The following is an 18305-nucleotide window of genomic DNA, read 5'->3' on the forward strand; positions in this document are numbered from 1 at the left end:
GCGACGCGCCGGGCGAGGCGCGGACCGTCGCGTCCGGCGTCACCGCCGGTGTCACGGCCACAGCAACTCCGTGTCCCAGCCGGCGTCCGTGCGGCGGTAGACGAGCCGGGCGTGGCGCCGGCGGGCGTCACCCTGGAAGAACTCGACCTCGTCCGGGCGCAGGCGGTAGAGGGTCCAGGTGGGGGCGGGGGAGCGCGGGGCGCTCCCGGCCCGTTCCCAGGCCGCGTCCGACGCCCGGTCCAACTCCGCCCGGGAGGGAAGGACTTCGCTCTGGTGGCCCACCAGTGCGGCGGCCAGTGCCCCCGTGGACCGGGCGTGCAGGTCCGCCTGGCTCTCCTCGGGCGGCGCGACGGTCACGGGCCCGCGCACCCGGATCTGACGGCCCTGGACGGGCCAGTAGAAGTCGAGCGCCGCGTACGGGCGGGCGGCGAGCTGCCGTCCCTTGCGGCTGGTGGCATGGCTGGCGAAGGCCCACCCGTCCGCGTCCGCGCCGTGCAGCATCACGATCCGGACGTCGGGCAGGCCGTCCTCGTCCGCCGTCGCCAGCGACATCGTGTGCGGCTCGGTCTGCCCCGCCGCCACGGCCTGCGTGAACCACTCCGTGAACAGCGCCAGTGGTTCGGCGGGCGCGGCCGCCGGGTCGAAGGACGGCAGTTCGGCGTCCCACACCCGCAGCGACCTCAGCACGTCGTGCAGATCCGTTCCCATGCCCCGAGTATCACTCGGGGAACTGACAGAGCCGTGCCATCAGCACGCCGTGCGGCAGTTCTATCTGCGCCCGCACGGCGACAGAACCGGGCCCAAGGCCAAGACGCCGTTCCATGCGGAGGCCGAGGACGCGGACGTACAGCTACCCGGTGGACGAGCTCGGCCCGGGCGAGAGCCGCGACTTCGAGTTCATCCTGTGCCTCGACGGACCGGGGGAGGGCAGCGTGACCATCGAGGACGCCCTGCCGTCGGCCGGCCGGAACGACGCGAACCCCGGCAACGACACGGCCGCCGTCACCGTCCTGCCCTGACCGACCGACCGACCGGCGTCCGGGCTCTACCGCCCCAGCACCACCGTCCCCGACGAGCAGAACCATCCCCCCGTCCCGGACGCCACCGCCAGCTCGGGCAGCGCCCCGTCGGGGCGTCGTACCTGCCGTTCCTCCGGGACCTCGCCCCGCAACTGCCGTACGGCCTCCACCAGCAGGAACAGGCCGCGCATTCCCGGGTGTTGGGCCGAAAGGCCGCCCCCGTCGGTGTTCACCGGCAGTTCCCCGTCCACCAGCAGCCGCCCTTTCGCGGCGTCCACGAAGGCGCCGCCCTCGCCCTTGGCGCAGAAGCCGAGGTCCTCCAGGGTCACGAGGGTCATGTAGGTGAAGGCGTCGTAGATCTCGGCGAAGTCGATCTCGGCGGGGCGGACTCCGGCGCGTTCGAAGGCGAGCCGGCCGCTCACCGCCGCCGGGGAGACGGTGAAGTCGGCCCACTCGGACATGGTGGTGTGGGAGACGTGCTCGCCGGTGCCGAGCACCCAGACCGGGGCCGTACGGCAGTCGCGTACGTACTCCTCGGCCGTCAGCAGCACCGCCGCGCCGCCGTCGGAGCGGATGCAGCAGTGCAGCTTGGTGAAGGGGTCCGCGATCATCGGCCCCGACAGGACGTCGTCGACGGTGACCGGGGCGCGGAACATCGCCTCCGGGTTGTGGGCGGCGTTCGCGCGGGCCTGGACGGCGACCGAGGCGAGCTGTTCGAGCGTGGTGCCGTACGTGTGCATGTGGCGGCGCGCGGCCATCGCGTACTTGGCGATGAGCGTGTGGCCGTACGGCACCTCGAACTGGAGCGGGCCCCGCGCGCCGAAGGACAGGTTGCCGGTGCGGCGGCCCGCCTTGATGTCGGCGCGGGCGGTGGAGCCGTAGACGAGCAGGACGGCGTCGGCGTGGCCCGCCGCGATGGCGTCGGCCGCGTGGGCCGCCATGACCTCCCAGGTGGACCCGCCGACGGAGGTCGAGTCGACCCAGGTCGGCCGCAGGCCCAGGTATTCGGCCACTTCCACGGGCGCGAGGGTGCCGAGTCCCGCCGACGCGAAACCGTCGATCACCGAGCGGTCCAGGCCGGAGTCGGCCAGCGCGCGGCGCGCGGCCTGGGCGTGCAGCGCGTACGGGGTCGCCTCGTCCACGCGGCCGCAGTCGGACAGGGCTGTGCCGACGACGGCGACCTTTCGACGGCTGTGGCTCCGGGTGGCGTGAGTCATGAATCTGACGGTACATCAGATAACTGCCCCGCCGGGAGGTGGTCGCACCCCTGTGCATCTGGGACCCTCCGGCCTAGCATGACGGCCCGTCAGATCCGGGAGTTGGTCGCCCGGGGGCCAGGGAGGCCGCCGACCGGAAGCCCGCCGCCCGGGGGTCGCACTGCCCGGCGGTCGCACCACCTGGCCGTCCCGCCGCCCGGCTGTCCAGGTCCAGCCGTCCAGCTGTCCCGTTGTCCAGTCGGTCCCGCTGCCCGACGAGGGAGGAGCCCGCCCATGGATGCCCAGCTCACCGCGGAGCAGGAGGAAATCCGCCGCACGCTGCGGGAGTTGCTCGCGAAGCGGTGCGGCCCGGAGGAGCTGCGGGCCGCCGAGCAGACACCCGGCGGCTACGACCCGGCGCTCTGGGAAGCCCTCGCGCAGCAGCTCGGGCTGCCCGGGCTCGCCCTCCCCGAGGCGTACGGCGGTGTCGGCTGCTCGGTGACCGAACTCGCCCTCGCCTGCGAGGAGTCGGGCCGCGCTCTGGCCCCCTCTCCGCTGCTGTCCACCGCCGTTCTCGCCGCCCCGCTGATCCTGGCCCTCGGCACCGAGGCCCAGCGTGCCGCCCTGTTGCCGCCGCTGGCCTCCGGAGCGCTGACCGCCGCCCTCGCGGTGCCCGGCGCGGGTCTGGCCACCGCTCTCGGGCTGGTCGGCGACAACCACGGCGACTGGGCCGGCGGCGGACGCGCGGGGGGAGTCCAGGCACGCCGGGCGGAGGGCGTGTGGCGGCTCTACGGGCAGGCGGCGCAGGTGCTCGACGGACACAGCGCCGGGCTGCTGGTGGTGGCCGCGCACACCGGCGGGTTCGCGCGGTCGCGGACGCTGCTGTTCCTGGTGAGAGCGGGCGCCCACGGACTCGTACGCGCACGGCAGACGTCCTTGGACGCGACACGGCCACAGGCGCGGCTCGAACTGCGTGACGTGGAAGCCGAGTTGCTCGGCGAGGAGCAGGCCGACGTGTCCGCCGCGCTGGCCGGCGTCGGGGACACCGCAGCCGCCGTCCTCGCCGTGGAAGCCGTGGGCGCCGCCGACCGCACGCTGGAACGCACCGTCGAATACGTGCGCCGGCGTGAGCAGTTCGGGCGGGCGATCGGCTCCTTCCAGGCGGTCAAGCACCGGCTCGCCGACGTGTACGTGGGCGTGCGGTCGGCGCGCTCGGCGGCGTACTACGCGGCGTGGGCCACCGGGACGGGCGGCGAGCGCGTGGGCGGGCTCGCCCTGGCCCAGGCGCTGGAGTCGCTGCGCACGGCCGCCTCCGAAGGCATCCAACTGCACGGCGGCATCGGCTTCACCTGGGAACACGACGCCCATCTCTACTTCAAGCGCGCGTCCGGCGACGAACTGCTCTTCGGCCCCGTGCACCGGCTGCGCGCGCACGCCGCCGATGTCGCGCGGCTCTTCGACGGCGGAGAGGTGAGGGTCTGATGGCGGCGGCCAGGCGTTCGCGCAAGAGGAGTGGTGCGGGGAGCGACACCGGGACGGGTGCGGGGTCCGCTGCGGGGTCCGGCGCCGGTGGGCGGGCGGGTACGGGGACCGGGGCGAGAAGGATGCCCGGTGTGCGGCTGGTGCAGAGGGTGTCCTCCACCCGGACCTTCGCCAGGGTGGCCCCTCACCTCATCCCGGCCCTCGACCGCGCCGTGCACCGGCTCACGCGCGGCAAGGTGCTGCTCAGCGCCCAGATGCTGCCGGGGGTCGTCCTCACGGCGCGCGGCGCCAAGAGCGGCCTGGAGCGCCGCACCCCGCTGGCGTGCATGCCGGAGGGCCACGCGGCGGGTGCGGTGCCGGGTGCCGTCTCGGGTGGGGTACCCGGCGTCGTCTCGGGTGAGGCCGCGGGGGCGGCGGCGAGGACCCTCTCGGGTGAGGCGCCGGAGGCCGTCTCGGGTGAGGTGGCGGAGGCCGGCTGGATTCTCGTCGGGTCCAATTTCGGCCGTACGGACCACCCCGCCTGGACCGCGAACCTGCTCGCCCATCCCGACGCCGTCATCAACTGGAAGGGTGAGGACATCCCCGTGACCGCCCGGCTCCTCACGGGTGAGGAACGGGCCGCGGTCTGGAAGACGGCCCTGGCGTTCTGGCCGCCGTACGCCGCCTATCAGGCCCGGGTGGACCGGGAGATACGGCTCTTCAGGATCGTGCGCCGACCGGTGCCTGCCCGTACAGCGCAGCGGGCGGCAGTTCACCGGAGTGTTCCTCCGGAGTGAACTGCCGCCCGCATGACAGGAGCTGGGGCGTTCAGACGCGGGAATCTACTTCGTCGGCTTCTTCCCGGTCACGCCCAGATACACCAACAGCGCGAGGTTCGGCTTGAGTTCGGCCTGCTTGACGCCCCAGGACTGGAACCCCTTCTGGTGCGAGGCCACCGCCGCGAGCATGGCGACGAGGGAACCGGCCATCGCGGCGGGGTTCACGTCCTTGTCGATCTTGCCCTTGGCCTGGAGGTCGGTGACCGAGTCCGTAAGGGAGTTGTTCACGGAGTTCAGGATCTTCATGCGGATCTTGTAGAACCGCTTGTCGCCCTCGGCGGCACCGAGATCGACGACTCGAAGGATCGCGTCGTTCTTCCGCCAGAACTCCAGGAAGCCGTCGACGAGTTCCTGCGCGGTCTGCCAACCGGCCTTGCCGACCCAGGAACGCCCTTCGAGCAACTGGGTCAACCCCGCGCCCTCGGCGGCCATTTGCTCGGCGATCTCCAGGACGGCGCCTTCGACGTCCGGGAAGTACTGGTAGAAGGTCGCCGGTGAAGTGCCTGCCTTCCGGGCGACGTCAATGACTTTGACATCCCGGTAGGGCGAGGAGCTGAGCATCTCGCTGAGGCAGTCGAGCAGCTTCTGCCGGGTCGCCTGCCCACGCCGTCCGGCCACGCGGCCGTCGACGGTACGCACTTGTCCTGTCATGCCGTCAGCTTACCGAGGGGTGATCGGAGCGCGATTCGGCCGACTGCAAATGGGGTGCGGCCGTACAGCGCGGGGGTTCAACGGGGTTCACCACGGCTCCGGAGGGGTTCTCCGCTGCGCCCGGCGGAGGGCCGCGCGCACCCATGTGAACCCCCGGAAACGGTTCACGTGTTCCGGTGCGGATGCCCGTCGACGGTGCGAGTGCTGCCGCGAGGCCCCCGGGGAAGGCCACTCGCTCCCGGGGGCCGTCTGGGAAGGCCGCTCGCGTTCCCGCCCACTCCCCGGGAGAAGGTCGCTAGCGTTCCCGCCCGGCCCCGGTGAAGGATTCCTGGACTTCCCGCCGGGCCCCGGGGGAGAGGTTTCCGGACTTCCCGCCCCGCCCCGGTGAAGGATCCTGGACTTCCCGCCGGGCCCCCGGGAAGAGGCTCCCGGACTTCCCGTCCGGCCCCCGGAAAGGGATGCTCACGCTCCCGCGCACACCCCCCCCGGAAATGGCGCGCACGTTCCCCTGTGGGCCCCTGAGCAGGGGCGGGGCGTCACCGGAGCAGGTGCGCATGCTCTGCGGGATGCGGAAAGGGCCGTTAGCTTGGCCGCATGGCCGAATCAGCCGTTGTCGCCGAGTTCTCCGAGGGTGTGCCCTGCTGGGTCGACGCACAGCTCCCCGACGTCGAGGCGGGCAAGCGGTTCTACGGCGAGCTCTTCGGCTGGACGTTCCCCGAGGAGTCCGGCCCGGAGGGCTTGGCGGAGCTGGACGGTGAGCCGGTCGCGGCACTCACGCCCAAGCTGGACGGGCGGATGCCCACCGTGTGGACGGTGTACTTCGCGACGCCGGACGCCGTGGCGCTCGTCCGGCGGATCAGGGAGGCGGGCGGCCAGATCATCACCGCGCCCACGGAGGCCGGAGCGTCGGGCGGGCTGGGCACGACCGCCCTCGCCACCGACCCGGAGGGCGCCGTCTTCGGGCTGTGGCAACCCGGCACCCACGCCGGCTTCGCCAAGCGCCACGAGCCGCGCACGTTCTGCTGGGCCGAGCTGTACGCGCGCGACACCGCGACCGTCGACCGTTTCTACGGCGCCCTGTTCCACGACGCCCTGTTCGGGCCCGACGCGACCCCCGATTTCGGCCGCGTCCCCGTGGCGGGCGTCTTCGCGGCCGAGATGCCTCCCCATTTCCTCGTCCACTTCGGAGTCGAGGACTGCGAGGAAACACTCGGGACGGTGAATCGCCTCGGCGGCCGTGTCCAGGTGACACCCTTCGACACGTCGTACGGGCGGGTGGCCGTCGTCACGGACAATCAGGGTGCGTCGTTCGCGGTACTCGAACGGTGAACGCGCTTCGGCCGGCCGTGACCTCGATTCAGCGGTGACGATGCTTCAACGTTGAAGTTGCTTCGACGGCACAGGCGGGAACGCTTCTGCGGCGGGGGCACGGCATTGGGAAGTGAGGGACGGCACTTCCGGGGTGCGGGGCGGGGTACTTCTGGGGTGAGGGGCGCATATCGGCCCTGAACCGTCGCGCCCCGGCGACCGTACTTCCGCCGGGGGAGTTGTTTTGTCATGAGACACCCCGATCCGCCCCCGGGTTCGCAACCGGGGGCTCGGCCAGGAAGAATCGGGGTGCGTGCCGCCATGGCGGTGCGGTGGTGAGACGCTGCACTGGGCCGCGTTCATACGTGGATGACGCGACCCGTACGGGGAGGTGGCAGGCAAGTGGTGGATCAGCTGACGCAGCACGATCCGCGCCGGATCGGGCCGTTCGAGGTGCTGGGACGGCTGGGTGCCGGCGGCATGGGGCTGGTCTATCTCGCGCGCTCGGCTTCCGGCCGGCGCGTGGCGATCAAGACGGTCAGGACGGAGCTCGCCGAGGACCAGTTGTTCCGGGTCCGCTTCTCGCGCGAGGTCGAGGCGGCCCGCGCCGTGTCGGGCTTCTACACGGCGGCCGTTGTCGACGCCGACGCCCGCGCCGCGGTGCCGTGGCTGGCCACCGCCTACGTCCCCGCGCCCTCGCTCGAGGAAATAGTGAATGAGTGCGGGCCGCTCCCGGCCCAGGCCGTGCGCTGGCTGGCGGCGGGCGTCGCGGAGGCGCTCCAGTCGATCCACGGCGCGGGACTCGTCCACCGTGACCTGAAGCCCTCCAACGTCCTGGTGGTCGAGGACGGGCCGCGCGTGATCGACTTCGGTATCGCGTCCGGCGTCTCGAACACCCGTCTGACTATGACCAATGTCGCCGTCGGCACCCCCGCCTACATGTCGCCCGAGCAGGCGAAGGACTCGCGCAGTGTCACCGGCGCGAGTGACGTCTTCTCGCTCGGCTCGATGCTCGTCTTCGCGGCCACCGGACACGCCCCCTTCCACGGCGCCAACCCCGTCGAGACGGTCTTCATGCTGCTCCGCGAGGGCCCGGACCTCGAAGGACTCCCCGATGAGCTGCGCCCGCTCATCGAGTCCTGCATGCAGATGGACGCCACCGCCCGCCCCAACCCCGCCGACCTCCAGGCCCAGCTCGCGCCCCACCTCTTCGGCTCCGGCTCCGACGACAGCGGTACGGCGTCGGCGTGGCTGCCCGAGCGGGCGGTGGGCCTGATCGAGACGCGCCGCGGCGGCCGTCCCCCGGTCAAGCCGCCGGCCGGGGGGAGCGGACGCAGCGGCGGGGGCCGCCCGGCGGTCCCTCCGCCCCCTTCGCACGCCCCGGTGCCCGTGGGGGCGCCCGACACCGGCCCGGTGCGCCTCGCGGGCGCCAAGGTGCCCATCGGTCCCGGCCCGCGGGTCCTGGACGCCCGCGCGGCGGCCGTGAAGGCGCCGCCCCCGGAGGCCGGGCTCGCGGCGTCCTGGTCCCGGCCGCGCATCGGCGTGAACGGAGCCGAGCCGGCGCCCGTGCCCACGGTCGCGCCCCCGGTGCCCGACGCGTCGGCCGGCTGGCGCCCCTGGCGCTTCCGTATGTCGAACGACGTCTGGGGCACTCCCTCGGTCGCCGGCGACCTCGTCTACGTCACCTCCTTCGAAGTCCACGCCCTCGACGTGGCGACCGGCCGCCGCCGTTTCAAGACCCGTGACGTGGCCTGGTCGATGGCGGTGGCGGACGGCCGCATCCACGCGTCCGACGGGCCGACGCTGTTCGCGCTCGAAGCCAGGGAGGGCGCCGACCTCTGGCGCCTGTCCACCGACGCCTGGGTCTACTCCCTGCGGGCCGACCGCGGAACGGTCGTCACCGGCACGCGCGGAGGCGGGATCCAGGCGTGGGAGGCCTCCAACGGCCAGAAGCTCTGGGAGATCAGCGGCGGCCAGACGGACTTCGAGTCCCCGGAGGCCGGTCCGGTGATCCACGACGGCACGGTGTACGTCTGGAAGGACGCGCGGCTGCGCGCGCTGGAGGCCCGTACGGGCGAGGAACGCTGGTCGTACCCGATCGGCGACGCGGCCTCCTGCGGCGGCGTCCCGGTCCGCATGACCCACGCGCCCGACGGCTACGTCTACATCTGTGCCGGCACCCGCGTCCTCGCCATTGACGTGGCCAGCGGTCACGTCCGCTGGCACTTCGAGGCCCCGGCCGTCTTCCTCTGCCCGCCCACCTTCGCCCCGGGCCCGGCGGTGACGGGCGGCGGTGTCTACCTCGCCGACTACCTCGGCACGGTGTACGCCCTCGACGCGACCGACGGCCGCGACCGCTGGCGCATCGCCACCGAGTCCCGCGCCTCCACCGAGCCGGTCCTCGTCGCCGCCGGACACGTCCACGTCGGCAGCGGCAAGGGCCTGTACACGCTCGACGCCGTCACCGGCACCCCGAAGTGGCGCTTCCAGGCCGGGGGCGACCTGGTCGGCGCCCCGGCGGTGGCCGAGGGCCGTATCCACTTCGGCTCCACGGACCACCTCCTGTACACCCTGAAGGCCGACGACGGGCGCCTGCGCTGGAAGCTGGCCACCGGCGGCGAGATCACCGGGGCGCCGGTGGTCAAGGACGGCGTCGTGTACGCGTGCAGCAAGGACCGCTGTGTGTACGCGCTGGACGCGGAGAAGGGAACCGGGACGGCCCGCACGACGTGAGACGGGCCGCTCGGCCCTGGTCGGGGCGGGTGCGGCGGCCGTGGGTAGGGTGACGGCATGTACACGCGGGGGAGCAGGCTCAGATTCACAGTGGTGTCGGTGATGGTGGTGCTGGCCCTGACGGGCTTCTCGTCGGGCCGCGGTCACCGCAGCCGCAGTCACTACAGCGGTGGCGGAGGCGGTTGCAGCAGCTCCCGCCAGGACCACGACAGTTCGTCGTCGTCGACGTCGGGTGACGGTGGCTCGTACGGCAGCGGTTCGTCCGGCAGCGACCCGTACGGCGGCTCGTCCAGTTCGCCCGGCGGTGACGCGTACGGCTCCGGTACGCGTACCGGTGGCAGCGGCGGCGGTACCTACAGTTCCCGGCCCACCCGCCGTTCCACCCCCACCGCGTCCTCCACCGGCGGCACAGCCCGGCCCCCGAAGGACGGCACCGCGGTGCTCGTGCACTGCGCGAGCGAGGAGGACCCGTACACGACCGTCGAGGTCAGGAATCCGAACGGGCGCGAGGTTCTCTTCACCGTGAAGGTCGGCTACAAGGACGAGACCGGCTTCACCATGGCCGACTCCGCCAGCCAGGTGTCGGTACCCGCGAACGGCAAGGCGACCGTCCGGATGGCCGCTGCCAGCACGGGGGTCGTGGACCGGATCGACCACTGCGAGGTCGATCCCCGGGCCACTGCCGACCGGTGACCTTCCGCGGGGCTCACCGCGTCCGGAAACCGCCCGGGCGCCGCGCGGCGAACAGCTCCGCCTGCCGCTCGCCCGGCAGGTTGCCGAGGGAGACGAGCTGCGGGGCGTGCGCGAGGGCCGCCGCCCGGGTGGCCTCCTGCGCCTGCCAGAGCGCCCGTACGGTGCCCTGGACGGCCTCGGCCGGGTAGGACGCGATGACGGCCGCGCAGGCCACGGCCGCCGCCGACGCGCCACCGGGCGGGGTGAGTTCGGACACCAGCCCCACCTCGTACGCCCGCCGCGCGGAGATCCGCTCGGCGGTCCCCATCAGCGCCATCCGGGCCACCTCCCCGAAGGGCATGCGCTGCGCGAGGTAGACCGACTCGTACGCGCTGACCATCCCGTACGTCGTGTGCGGGTCGAAGAAGGCCGCCTCCTCGTCGGCCACGACGAACTCCGCCTCGCCGAGCAGGTAGAAGGCACCGCCGCACGCCATCCCGTTCACGGCGGCGATCACCGGCTTCCACAGGCCGTTCGCCTTCGGCCCGATCGCGGCGAGTGGATCGTCCACCATGTAAGGGGAGTTGGGCTGCGGCACCTCGGCGCCCCGGTCGATCCCGGTGCAGAAGGCCCGCGACCCGGCGCCGGTGACGACGAGCGCCCGTACGGTGTCGTCGTACCGGAACGCCTGCCAGGCGGCGGCCAGTTCGGCGGCGGTGCCGAGGTCGATGGCGTTCAGCCGCTCCGGCCGGTCGAGCGTGAGGACGGCGACGCCGGTGTCCTTGTCGACGCTCACCGCGAGCCCGCGGCCCCCTGCCCCGCTCCCGCTCCCGTTCACGCCCGCTCCAGGACCCAGCGCGGGACGGTCACGCCGTTCACCTCGGTGAACACCGCCTGCACCCGCGCCCCGATCCGGATCCGTTCCGGCACAACGGAGTTGAGGGGTCCGTCCGGTCCGCTCACCAGATTTCCGACCAGCCGTATCCGCGGCGCGTCGGCCAGCTCCACCACGATCGCGTTGTACGGGGCCAGCTCCGCGTAGGCGGGAAGGAGCGGCGGATGCGGGACGACGTACGACCAGATGCGGCCCCGCCCGCTCATCCTTCGCCATGCGTCCGCGAAGGAGTGGCAGTGCGGGCAGCACGGGCGGGGCGGAAAGCGGAGTTCGCCGCAGTCGGCGCAGGACTGGACGCGCAGTTCGCCCCGGGCCGCGTACTGCCAGAAGGGCGCGCCGTCGTCGTCGGGGACGGGCGACAGAAGGGACTCGTTCAGCTGGTTCGTCTCGGCCGTCTCAGCCATCTCAGCTCCTCAGCAGGAGTGCGGAGGTCGGGACCCCTTCCCCCGCTGTGACCAGGCAGGTGGCCGCCCCCGGCACCTGCGCCGTACTCGTGCCCCGCAACTGCTTCACGCCCTCGTTGATGAGGTTGAAGCCGTGCACATAGGCCTCGCTGAGCCCGCCGCCCCCGGTGTTGACGGGCAGCCGTCCGCCGATCTCCAGCGCCCCGCCCTCCGTGAAGGCCGCGCCCTCGCCCCGACCGCAGAAGCCGTATCCCTCCAGCGAGAGGGGGATGAGGGGCGTGAACGCGTCGTAGATCTGCGCCACGTCCACGTCTTCCGGCGTGAAGTCGGCGTGTTTCCACAGATGTCGGGCGGCGGTCCAGGCGGGTCCGGTGAGCGGGTCGTCGTTCCAGTAGTTGACCATGCCGTGGTGCTGGGCGGGCAGGCCCTGGGCGGCGGAGTGGACGTACACGGGCCGCCGCCGGCAGTCGCGGGCCCGCTCGGCGGAGACGATCACACAGGCCAGCGCGCCGTCCGTCTCCAGGCAGTTGTCGAAGAGGCAGAGGGGCTCACTGATCCAGCGGGAGGTCATGTACATCTCGCGGGTCAGCGGGCGTTCGTACATCATCGCGGCCGGGTTCTGGTTGGCGCGGTTGCGGCAGGCCAGCGCCACGTTGAAGAGATGGTCGCGGGTCGCCCCGTACTCGTGCATGTAACGGCGGGCGAGCATCCCTATCTCGTCGGCGGGCCGCAACAGCCCGAAGGGCCGCGTCCACTGGGCCGGGGTGGGGAGCTGGACGGCCGTGTTCTTCCAGGGGCGCGGCCCGCTGCCCCGCTTGCGCGAGCGCCAGGCCACGCCCACCGTCGCCTGACCGGCGGCGACGGCGGCGGCGAGGTGCGCGACGGTGGCGCAGGAACCGCCGCCTCCGTAACCGACCTTGCTGAAGAAGGTGAGGTCGCCGAGCCCGACGGCCTTGGCCACCTCCACCTCGTCGGTCTCCTCCATGGTGTAGGAGGCGAGCCCGTCGACCTCGGCGGGCGCGATGCCGGCGTCGTCGAGGGCGGCGAGGATCGCGCGGCAGGCCAAGGTCTTCTCGGACTCGGGGAGTTGCCGGGCGAAGGGGGTCTGTCCTATCCCGACGACGGCTGTGGCGTCCTTGATCCCTGGCATGGGTGACCTCCGCACACGGTCCCGGCTGCTGACAGGCCGTCAGGCTACAGCTAATCTGACGGTCAGTCAGCTGGTGGTGCTCGGGCGGGAGGTGCGCGATGCGCGGTGACCTGGAGTGGGGCGGCGTCCCGGGTCTTGTACGGTCGGCGGCGGCCCGTTTCGCGGACCGCGAGGCGGTCGTCGAGGGCCGGACGCGCATCTCCTACGAGGAGTTGGGCGCCCGCGTGGAGCGTGCGGCGGCGGCCTGCATGGCGAGCGGCGTACGGGTCGGCGACCGCGTGGCCATCTGGGCCCCGAACACCCTCGACTGGATCGTCTCCGCCCTCGGCGCGGTGTCCGCGGGCGCGGTCCTCGTCCCCCTCAACACCCGCTTCAAGGGCGCCGAAGCGGTGTACGTACTGGCCAGGAGCCGGGCGAAGCTGCTGTTCGTGACGGGAACGTTCCTCGGCACGTCGTACGTGGCGTCGCTGCGCCGTGCGGCGGGGCGGCCCCAGGAATCAGGCCCCGGCCCCAGTGCCGGTCCTGACCCCAGTGCCGGCCCCGTCCCCGGTTCCGCCGCCGGAACCGGCCCGCTCCCCGGCCTCCCGCACCTGGAACAGGTGGTGGTCCTCGCGGACGACGCCCCCGCCGACTTCCGTACGTGGAAGGACTTCCTGGCGGACGGGGAGGGTGTGGGACGGGACGACGTACGCCGTCGGGGCGCGGCCGTGTCCGGCGCCTGCCCCTCGGACATCATCTTCACCTCGGGCACCACGGGCCGGCCGAAGGGAGCGCTGATCACCCACGCGCAGACGCTGCGCGGCTACGGGATCTGGAGCGACCTGGCCGGACTGCGCGCGGGGGACCGCTATCTGATCGTGAACCCCTTCTTCCACACCTTCGGCTACAAGGCCGGGATCATCGCCTGTCTGATGCGCGGGGCGACGATGGTGCCGCAGCCGGTGTTCGACGTGGACACGGTGCTCGCGAACGTGGCCGCGGAACGCGTCTCCGTCCTCCCCGGCCCGCCCACCCTCCACCAGTCCCTCCTCGACCACCCCGCCCGCGACACGTACGACCTCTCCGCGCTGCGGCTGGTGGTGACCGGCGCCGCGGTGGTCCCGCTGCGTCTCGTCGAGCGCCTGCGCACGGAACTCGGCGTGGACACGGTCCTGACGGCGTACGGGCTCTCCGAGGCGAGCGGCATCGTCACGATGTGCCGCAGGGGGGACCCGCCGGCGGTGATCGCCTCGACCTCGGGCCGGGCGATCCCGGACACCGAGGTGCGGGTGGTGGACGCCTCGGGAGCCCCGGCCGCCCCCGGCTCTCCCGGCGAGGTCCTGGTCCGCGGCTTCAACGTGATGAGCGGCTACTTCGAGGACCCCGAGGCCACGGCGGCGGTCCTGTCCGAGGACGGCTGGCTGCGCACCGGCGACGTGGGCGTCCTCGACGCCGGGGGCAACCTCCGCATCACCGACCGGATCAAGGACATGTTCATCGTCGGCGGCTTCAACGCCTACCCCGCGGAGATCGAGCAGCTCCTCGGCCTGCACCCCGAAGTCGCCGACGTGGCGGTCATCGGCGTACCGGACAGCCGGCTCGGCGAGGTCGGCAGGGCCTACGTCGTCCGCCGCCCGCACTCCACCCTCACGGCCGACGACCTCATCACCTGGTCCCGCCGCGAGATGGCCAACTACAAGGTGCCCCGCACGGTCGAGTTCGTCATCGACCTGCCACGCAACGCGAGCGGGAAGGTGGTGAAGGGGGAGCTGAGGGGACGGTGAGCTTGGTATGGTAATGGGTATGGCAACCAAGAAGTACACCGTCACGCTGCCGGAGGAGCTCGCCGAGGAGATCCGCAGCGAGATGGGGCCGGGGGGCTTCAGCGCCTACGTCAGTCAGGCCATAGAGCGCCAGCGGGAGCGGGACCGGCTCGGGGGGCTGGTGGTATGGATGCAGGAGGAGGGCGGGCCCCTCACGGAGGAGGAGCTGGCGGCGGCCGAGGCCGAGCGGCGCGAGCTCGACCGTCACTTCAGCGAGCGTGATGCCGCGTCCGGCACGGGCGGACCCAGCCTGCCGATGGCGGGTTGATGGGCACCGGTATCTACGTGCTGGACCGCGAGGCCCTGTCCCGGGCGGCGCTGCGCGAACGACGGATGACCGCCCGGCTCGTGGACGCTCACCGGGCCGGAATCGGTGTCGTGACCAGTTCCATGACTCTGATCGAGGCTTACCGCGGCCAGGTGAAGCGGTCGGCCTGGTCCTGGGCGATGTCCCGGATCATCGTCGAACCCGTGACGCGGGAGATCGCCGATGCCGCGATCGTGTTGCTGGCGGAGAGCGGACTGCACGGCCACAAGTACGCCGTCGACGCGGCCCTGGCGGCCATCGCCGAGCGGCAGCGCGGGAACGTCGTGCTCTACACGTCGGACGAGGACGACCTGAAGAAGCTGTGCGGGCCCAGGGTGGCGGTCCGGGGGCTGTAGCCGGCGTCCCGCCGCCGCACCACTCCCGGGTACCGGACAGCCGTACCGCCCGGATACACGGCGGCCGCGGCGGCTCCCCCTCCGCGCCGCCGCGGCCGATCCCCGTGTGGAGTGGTTCTGGTCAGGCAGGTTCGTTCGTGGCGTGGACGTTGTCCGTGGACGCGTCGCCGGTGTCCTCGCCCGGGGCGATCGGGTTCTTGCCCGTGAGGGGCTCGTCCGTGGCGTGAACGTTGTCCGTGGTGGCGGTCGGCTCGCCGGTGGCGTGGACGTTGTCGGTGCTGAGATCGTCACTCATGACTGGCTCCCCTGGCAGTTCAGTTCGTTGCTGTCGCTGTTGCGGTAGTCGGGAAGGGCCCGCCCGGCAACTCCCCCGAGGACCGCCGGACGGGCACTTCTGGGCCGGTTCACCTTAGAGGTGTGGCCGTATGTCGTTCCGCCTGCCCCCCGACGCGCCGGATCGACAACTTGAGAGTGCCTGGTGGCGATAAACGAACGATGAACGCGCAGGCGTGCGGTCTCAGGCGATGGCGAGCGGCTTCAGGAGCGCGCGCACCTCGTCGGCCTCCGGTGCGCCCAACCCCTCGAAGATGTCCAGGGCTTCGCGCCAGCAGACCTGTGCGCGGCCGATCTGGCCGATGCCGCTCAGGGCCCGGCCGAGCACGGTGAGCACGTTGCCGCGCCGCCAGTCGCCGCCGATCCCGCGCAGCACGGTCAGCGCCAACTCCGCGTTCCCGGCGGCCTGGGCGGGCCGCCGCGCGATGAAGTCGGCCTCGGCGATACGGAACAAGGTCATGCCCTCCCACAGCCGTTGGCGGCTGTCCCGGAAGACCTCCAGGGCCTCCTGGAGGCGGTCGACGGCCTGCCCGAGCTGCCCGCTCTGGGTGAGGGCCAGCCCCAGCGCGTACCGGCCGTTGGCGCCCTTCAGCGCGTGGCCCATGTCGTCGTACATGTCCGTGCCCTGCTGGGCGAGGGCCACCGCGCTCGCGGTCCGTCCGGTGGCGAGATGGATGCGCGAGAGGTTGCACAGCGCGCTCGCCTCGCCCGGACGGTCCTCGCAGGCACGGAAGTTCTCGATGGCGCGGTTCAGATGAGCCTCTCCGTCGTCGTGACGGTTCTGGTAGATCGCGATCACACCGAGGATGTTGGACGACCAGCAGCTGGTCAGCGGGTCACCGGCGGCGAGGGCCAGTTCGAGGGCGCGGGTGGCCGCCGCGTCGGCCGAGTCGAACCGGCCGGTGATGTGGTGCACGAAGGAGAGCGCCGTGAGCGCCCGCGCCTCGGCCCGCGGGGCCGCGTGCGCCCGCGCGGCGGTGCCCGCGGCCTCGGCGATGGCCTCGTACTCCTTGGAGTTGGCCCCCGATTCGGCCAGGTCGCAGGCCGCCCACAGCAGGTCGACGGCCCGTGCCAACGTCTCCTGCCCCATCGACTGCCGTACGCAGGCCAGCGTGCAGACCGCCTCCGCGTACAGCCAGTCCTGGGCCTGATGGCGGTCCTCGAACACCAGGCCCGGGTACCGCGTGGGCTCCAGGTGCTCCACCAGTTTGTCGCCGGGACGGTCGAGGACGTACACCCCCGCCGCCGTACTCAGATAGAAGTCCAGCAGCCGCGACAGGGCCGCGGCCCGCTCGCTGGGGGGCTGTTCGTCGCGTTCGGCGCACGCACGCGCGTAGAGGCGTACGAGGTCGTGGTAGCGGTAGCGGCCGGGGGCCGCCGACTCCAGGAGGGAGGTGTCGACCAGGGACTCCAGGAGGTCCTCGGTGGCCTCGGCGGGGAGGTCGAGCACCGCCGCCGCGGCCGCGAGCGAGATGTCGGGGCCGTCGGCGAGGCCCAGCAGCCGGAACGCGCGGGCCTGGGCCGGCTCCAACTGGCCGTAGCCGAGTTCGAAGGTGGCCTTGACGGCCAGGTCGCCGGCCTGGAGTTCGTCCAGCCGGCGCCGCTCGTCGCCGAGCTTCGCCGCGAGCACCGACACCGTCCAGGTGCGGCGGGCGGCGAGCCGGGACGCGGCGATACGGATGGCGAGCGGAAGGAAGCCGCACGCGGCGACCACGTCGAGGGCGGCCTCCCGCTCGGAGGCGACCCGCTCCTGGCCCACGATCTTGGTGAAGAGCTGCAACGCCTCCTCGGGAGACATCACGTCGAGGTCCACCAGATGGGCGCCGGCCAGGTCCACCATCCGCATGCGCGAGGTCACCAGGGCGGCGCAGCCCTCGGTGCCGGGCAGCAGCGGGCGCACCTGGGCGGCGTCGCGGGCGTTGTCCAGCAGGACCAGGACACGTCGGCCGTCGAGGACGGAGCGGTAGAGGGCCGAGCGTTCCTCCAGCGAGTCCGGGATCGCCGAGTCCGCCGTTCCGAGAGCGCGCAGGAAGGCGCCGAGGACCGTCTCCGGTTCGGCCGCCCGCGATCCGGCGCCCTGAAGGTCGACGTACAACTGCCCGTCGGGGAAGGCCGCGCGGGACTGGTGGGCCACGTGCACGGCGAGCGTCGTCTTGCCCACGCCCCCGATGCCCGCCAGCGCCGAGACGGCCATGACGCTGCCCTCGTCGGAGGACGCCGAGGCGAGGACGTCGCTCAGTTCCCGCACGAAGGACGCCCGGCCGGTGAAGTCGGTGACGGTCGCGGGGAGTTGGTGCGGGCGGACGAGGGCGGCGGCGGGCTCCGCCTTCGGGGCGGGGGGTTCCGCGAGGCCCGGGTCCGCCTGGAGTATGCGCTGCTGGAGTTCCTTCAGGCCCTGTCGCGGGTCCACCCCCAGCTCGTCGGCGAGCAGCCGCCGGGTGTCCGCGTACACCGCGAGGGCTTCCGCCTGGCGGCCGGAGCGGTACAGCGCCAGCATCAGGAGTTCACGCAGGCGTTCGCGCAGCGGGTGCGCCGCGGTGAGCGCCGTGAGTTCGGAGACCGCCTCCGCGTGGAAGCCCTGTTCCAGGTCCATGTCGAGCCGGGATTCGAGGAGTTGCAGCCGCCACTCCTCCAGACGGGCCCGCTGTGTCTCCGCGTAGGGGCCGGGGATGCTCGCGAGCGGTTCGCCGTCCCACAGGGCGAGGGCGTCCCGGAGCAGGTCGCGGGCGCGTGACAGGTCACCCGAGCCGCGCGCCTTCTCGGCGTCGGCCGCGAGTTCCTGGGCGCGTACGTGGTCGAGCGCCCCGTCGGGCAGGGAACGGATCGCGTAGCCGCCGGACTCGCTCACCAGGACCTGGGCGCCGAGCGTCTTGCGCAGGCGTGAGGCGTACGTCCGCAGGGCGGCCAGCGCCTGCGACGGGGGCTCGTCGCCCCACAGGGCGTCGATGAGCTCGGATGCCGTGGCCGTACGGCCGTCACGGAGCAGCAGCGCGGCCAGCAGGGCGCGTTGTTGCGGGGACCCCGCCGGCAGCGGATCGTCCCCGAGCCAGGCGCGCACCGGGCCGAGCACGCTGAAGCGCAACGCCGCGGGCTCCTCGGAGCCCGGGTGCCGCTGCTCCGGTACTCGCGGCACACCGTCCATCGCTGTCCCCCTGCCGAACTGTCAGTACAACGAGGCC

At 72.6% G+C, this 18305-nt stretch carries 17 protein-coding genes; 9 read left to right on the forward strand and 8 right to left on the reverse strand.

Going from position 1 to position 18305, the window contains the following annotated elements; all coding sequences use genetic code 11:
• Nucleotides 1-51: 51 nt before the first annotated feature.
• On the reverse strand, nucleotides 52-708 hold the full coding sequence (locus ACZ6KY_RS19880; protein ID WP_469311579.1) for a pyridoxine/pyridoxamine 5'-phosphate oxidase: 657 nt from the start codon (nucleotides 706-708) through the stop codon (nucleotides 52-54).
• Nucleotides 709-821: 113 nt separating this feature from the next.
• Between ACZ6KY_RS19880 and ACZ6KY_RS19885 the strand changes: the two genes are divergently transcribed.
• Nucleotides 822-1019 carry a hypothetical protein gene (locus ACZ6KY_RS19885; protein WP_469311580.1) on the forward strand — a complete coding sequence of 66 codons (198 nt, stop codon included), beginning with the start codon at nucleotides 822-824 and terminating at the stop codon, nucleotides 1017-1019.
• Between the two features lie 26 nt (nucleotides 1020-1045).
• Here ACZ6KY_RS19885 and ACZ6KY_RS19890 read toward each other — a convergent pair whose 3' ends face one another.
• Nucleotides 1046-2236: a thiolase C-terminal domain-containing protein gene (locus ACZ6KY_RS19890; protein WP_469311581.1), complete on the reverse strand. Its 1191-nt coding sequence runs from the start codon at nucleotides 2234-2236 to the stop codon at nucleotides 1046-1048.
• Between the two features lie 273 nt (nucleotides 2237-2509).
• On the opposite strand from ACZ6KY_RS19890, the gene ACZ6KY_RS19895 reads away from it, so the two are divergent.
• A complete protein-coding gene (locus ACZ6KY_RS19895; protein WP_469311582.1) occupies nucleotides 2510-3697 on the forward strand; it encodes an acyl-CoA dehydrogenase family protein in 1188 nt (395 codons plus the stop codon).
• Between the two features lie 122 nt (nucleotides 3698-3819).
• The gene (locus tag ACZ6KY_RS19900; RefSeq protein ID WP_469311583.1) at nucleotides 3820-4473 is read left to right on the forward strand and encodes a nitroreductase/quinone reductase family protein; all 654 of its coding nucleotides are present in this window, start codon (nucleotides 3820-3822) and stop codon (nucleotides 4471-4473) included.
• 45 nt (nucleotides 4474-4518) lie between these two features.
• Here ACZ6KY_RS19900 and ACZ6KY_RS19905 read toward each other — a convergent pair whose 3' ends face one another.
• Complete coding sequence (locus tag ACZ6KY_RS19905; RefSeq protein ID WP_469311584.1) at nucleotides 4519-5166, reverse strand: TetR family transcriptional regulator; 648 nt, start codon at nucleotides 5164-5166, stop codon at nucleotides 4519-4521.
• 594 nt (nucleotides 5167-5760) lie between these two features.
• Between ACZ6KY_RS19905 and kbpA the strand changes: the two genes are divergently transcribed.
• The 3 genes from kbpA (at nucleotide 5761) to ACZ6KY_RS19920 (ending at nucleotide 9900) form a co-directional block, all read left to right on the forward strand.
• Nucleotides 5761-6495 (forward strand): AfsK-binding protein KbpA, encoded by a 735-nt coding sequence (kbpA, locus tag ACZ6KY_RS19910; protein ID WP_469311585.1) that lies wholly within the window; start codon nucleotides 5761-5763, stop codon nucleotides 6493-6495.
• 381 nt (nucleotides 6496-6876) lie between these two features.
• Nucleotides 6877-9207 (forward strand): outer membrane protein assembly factor BamB family protein, encoded by a 2331-nt coding sequence (locus ACZ6KY_RS19915; protein ID WP_469311586.1) that lies wholly within the window; start codon nucleotides 6877-6879, stop codon nucleotides 9205-9207.
• A gap of 57 nt (nucleotides 9208-9264) precedes the next feature.
• Nucleotides 9265-9900: a hypothetical protein gene (locus tag ACZ6KY_RS19920; protein ID WP_469311587.1), complete on the forward strand. Its 636-nt coding sequence runs from the start codon at nucleotides 9265-9267 to the stop codon at nucleotides 9898-9900.
• A 13-nt stretch (nucleotides 9901-9913) separates the two neighbouring features.
• Here ACZ6KY_RS19920 and ACZ6KY_RS19925 read toward each other — a convergent pair whose 3' ends face one another.
• From ACZ6KY_RS19925 to ACZ6KY_RS19935, 3 genes are read right to left on the reverse strand one after another with little or no spacing between them, the layout of a single operon-like run.
• Nucleotides 9914-10717 carry an enoyl-CoA hydratase/isomerase family protein gene (locus ACZ6KY_RS19925; protein WP_469311588.1) on the reverse strand — a complete coding sequence of 268 codons (804 nt, stop codon included), beginning with the start codon at nucleotides 10715-10717 and terminating at the stop codon, nucleotides 9914-9916.
• Nucleotides 10714-11178: a Zn-ribbon domain-containing OB-fold protein gene (locus ACZ6KY_RS19930; protein WP_469311589.1), complete on the reverse strand. Its 465-nt coding sequence runs from the start codon at nucleotides 11176-11178 to the stop codon at nucleotides 10714-10716. Before ACZ6KY_RS19930 ends, ACZ6KY_RS19925 begins: the two co-directional genes overlap by 4 nt.
• A 1-nt stretch (nucleotide 11179) precedes the next feature.
• On the reverse strand, nucleotides 11180-12328 hold the full coding sequence (locus tag ACZ6KY_RS19935) for a lipid-transfer protein (RefSeq protein WP_469311590.1): 1149 nt from the start codon (nucleotides 12326-12328) through the stop codon (nucleotides 11180-11182).
• Nucleotides 12329-12426: 98 nt separating this feature from the next.
• Between ACZ6KY_RS19935 and ACZ6KY_RS19940 the strand changes: the two genes are divergently transcribed.
• Genes ACZ6KY_RS19940 through ACZ6KY_RS19950 form a run of 3 tightly spaced genes read left to right on the forward strand, consistent with a single transcriptional unit; the run spans nucleotide 12427 to nucleotide 14793 of the window.
• Complete coding sequence (locus ACZ6KY_RS19940; protein WP_469311591.1) at nucleotides 12427-14091, forward strand: fatty acid--CoA ligase family protein; 1665 nt, start codon at nucleotides 12427-12429, stop codon at nucleotides 14089-14091.
• Between the two features lie 19 nt (nucleotides 14092-14110).
• Complete coding sequence (locus ACZ6KY_RS19945; RefSeq protein WP_469311592.1) at nucleotides 14111-14398, forward strand: ribbon-helix-helix domain-containing protein; 288 nt, start codon at nucleotides 14111-14113, stop codon at nucleotides 14396-14398.
• The gene (locus ACZ6KY_RS19950; RefSeq protein WP_469311593.1) at nucleotides 14398-14793 is read left to right on the forward strand and encodes a PIN domain-containing protein; all 396 of its coding nucleotides are present in this window, start codon (nucleotides 14398-14400) and stop codon (nucleotides 14791-14793) included. Before ACZ6KY_RS19945 ends, ACZ6KY_RS19950 begins: the two co-directional genes overlap by 1 nt.
• Nucleotides 14794-14914: 121 nt before the next feature.
• On the opposite strand, the gene ACZ6KY_RS19955 is transcribed toward ACZ6KY_RS19950, so the two are convergent.
• Nucleotides 14915-15088 (reverse strand): hypothetical protein, encoded by a 174-nt coding sequence (locus tag ACZ6KY_RS19955; protein WP_469311594.1) that lies wholly within the window; start codon nucleotides 15086-15088, stop codon nucleotides 14915-14917.
• 222 nt (nucleotides 15089-15310) lie between these two features.
• Nucleotides 15311-18268, reverse strand: coding sequence for an SARP-family global regulator AfsR (gene afsR, locus ACZ6KY_RS19960; RefSeq protein ID WP_469311595.1), 2958 nt, complete (start codon nucleotides 18266-18268; stop codon nucleotides 15311-15313).
• Nucleotides 18269-18305: the final 37 nt, after the last annotated feature.

Source organism: Streptomyces sp. NPDC042002, from assembly GCF_055588305.1.

Bases quoted from the DNA above. Each gene is read 5' to 3' on its own strand.
- ACZ6KY_RS19885 (WP_469311580.1), top strand. From the start codon at position 822: ATGCGGAGGCCGAGGACGCGGACGTACAGCTACCCGGTGGACGAGCTC.
- ACZ6KY_RS19955 (WP_469311594.1), bottom strand. From the start codon at position 15,088: ATGAGTGACGATCTCAGCACCGACAACGTCCACGCCACCGGCGAGCCG.
- ACZ6KY_RS19900 (WP_469311583.1), top strand. From the start codon at position 3,820: ATGCCCGGTGTGCGGCTGGTGCAGAGGGTGTCCTCCACCCGGACCTTC.
- ACZ6KY_RS19890 (WP_469311581.1), bottom strand. From the start codon at position 2,236: ATGACTCACGCCACCCGGAGCCACAGCCGTCGAAAGGTCGCCGTCGTC.
- afsR (WP_469311595.1), bottom strand. From the start codon at position 18,268: ATGGACGGTGTGCCGCGAGTACCGGAGCAGCGGCACCCGGGCTCCGAG.
- ACZ6KY_RS19940 (WP_469311591.1), top strand. From the start codon at position 12,427: ATGCGCGGTGACCTGGAGTGGGGCGGCGTCCCGGGTCTTGTACGGTCG.
- kbpA (WP_469311585.1), top strand. From the start codon at position 5,761: ATGGCCGAATCAGCCGTTGTCGCCGAGTTCTCCGAGGGTGTGCCCTGC.
- ACZ6KY_RS19905 (WP_469311584.1), bottom strand. From the start codon at position 5,166: ATGACAGGACAAGTGCGTACCGTCGACGGCCGCGTGGCCGGACGGCGT.
- ACZ6KY_RS19880 (WP_469311579.1), bottom strand. From the start codon at position 708: ATGGGAACGGATCTGCACGACGTGCTGAGGTCGCTGCGGGTGTGGGAC.
- ACZ6KY_RS19945 (WP_469311592.1), top strand. From the start codon at position 14,111: ATGGCAACCAAGAAGTACACCGTCACGCTGCCGGAGGAGCTCGCCGAG.
- ACZ6KY_RS19895 (WP_469311582.1), top strand. From the start codon at position 2,510: ATGGATGCCCAGCTCACCGCGGAGCAGGAGGAAATCCGCCGCACGCTG.
- ACZ6KY_RS19950 (WP_469311593.1), top strand. From the start codon at position 14,398: ATGGGCACCGGTATCTACGTGCTGGACCGCGAGGCCCTGTCCCGGGCG.
- ACZ6KY_RS19930 (WP_469311589.1), bottom strand. From the start codon at position 11,178: ATGGCTGAGACGGCCGAGACGAACCAGCTGAACGAGTCCCTTCTGTCG.
- ACZ6KY_RS19920 (WP_469311587.1), top strand. From the start codon at position 9,265: ATGTACACGCGGGGGAGCAGGCTCAGATTCACAGTGGTGTCGGTGATG.
- ACZ6KY_RS19935 (WP_469311590.1), bottom strand. From the start codon at position 12,328: ATGCCAGGGATCAAGGACGCCACAGCCGTCGTCGGGATAGGACAGACC.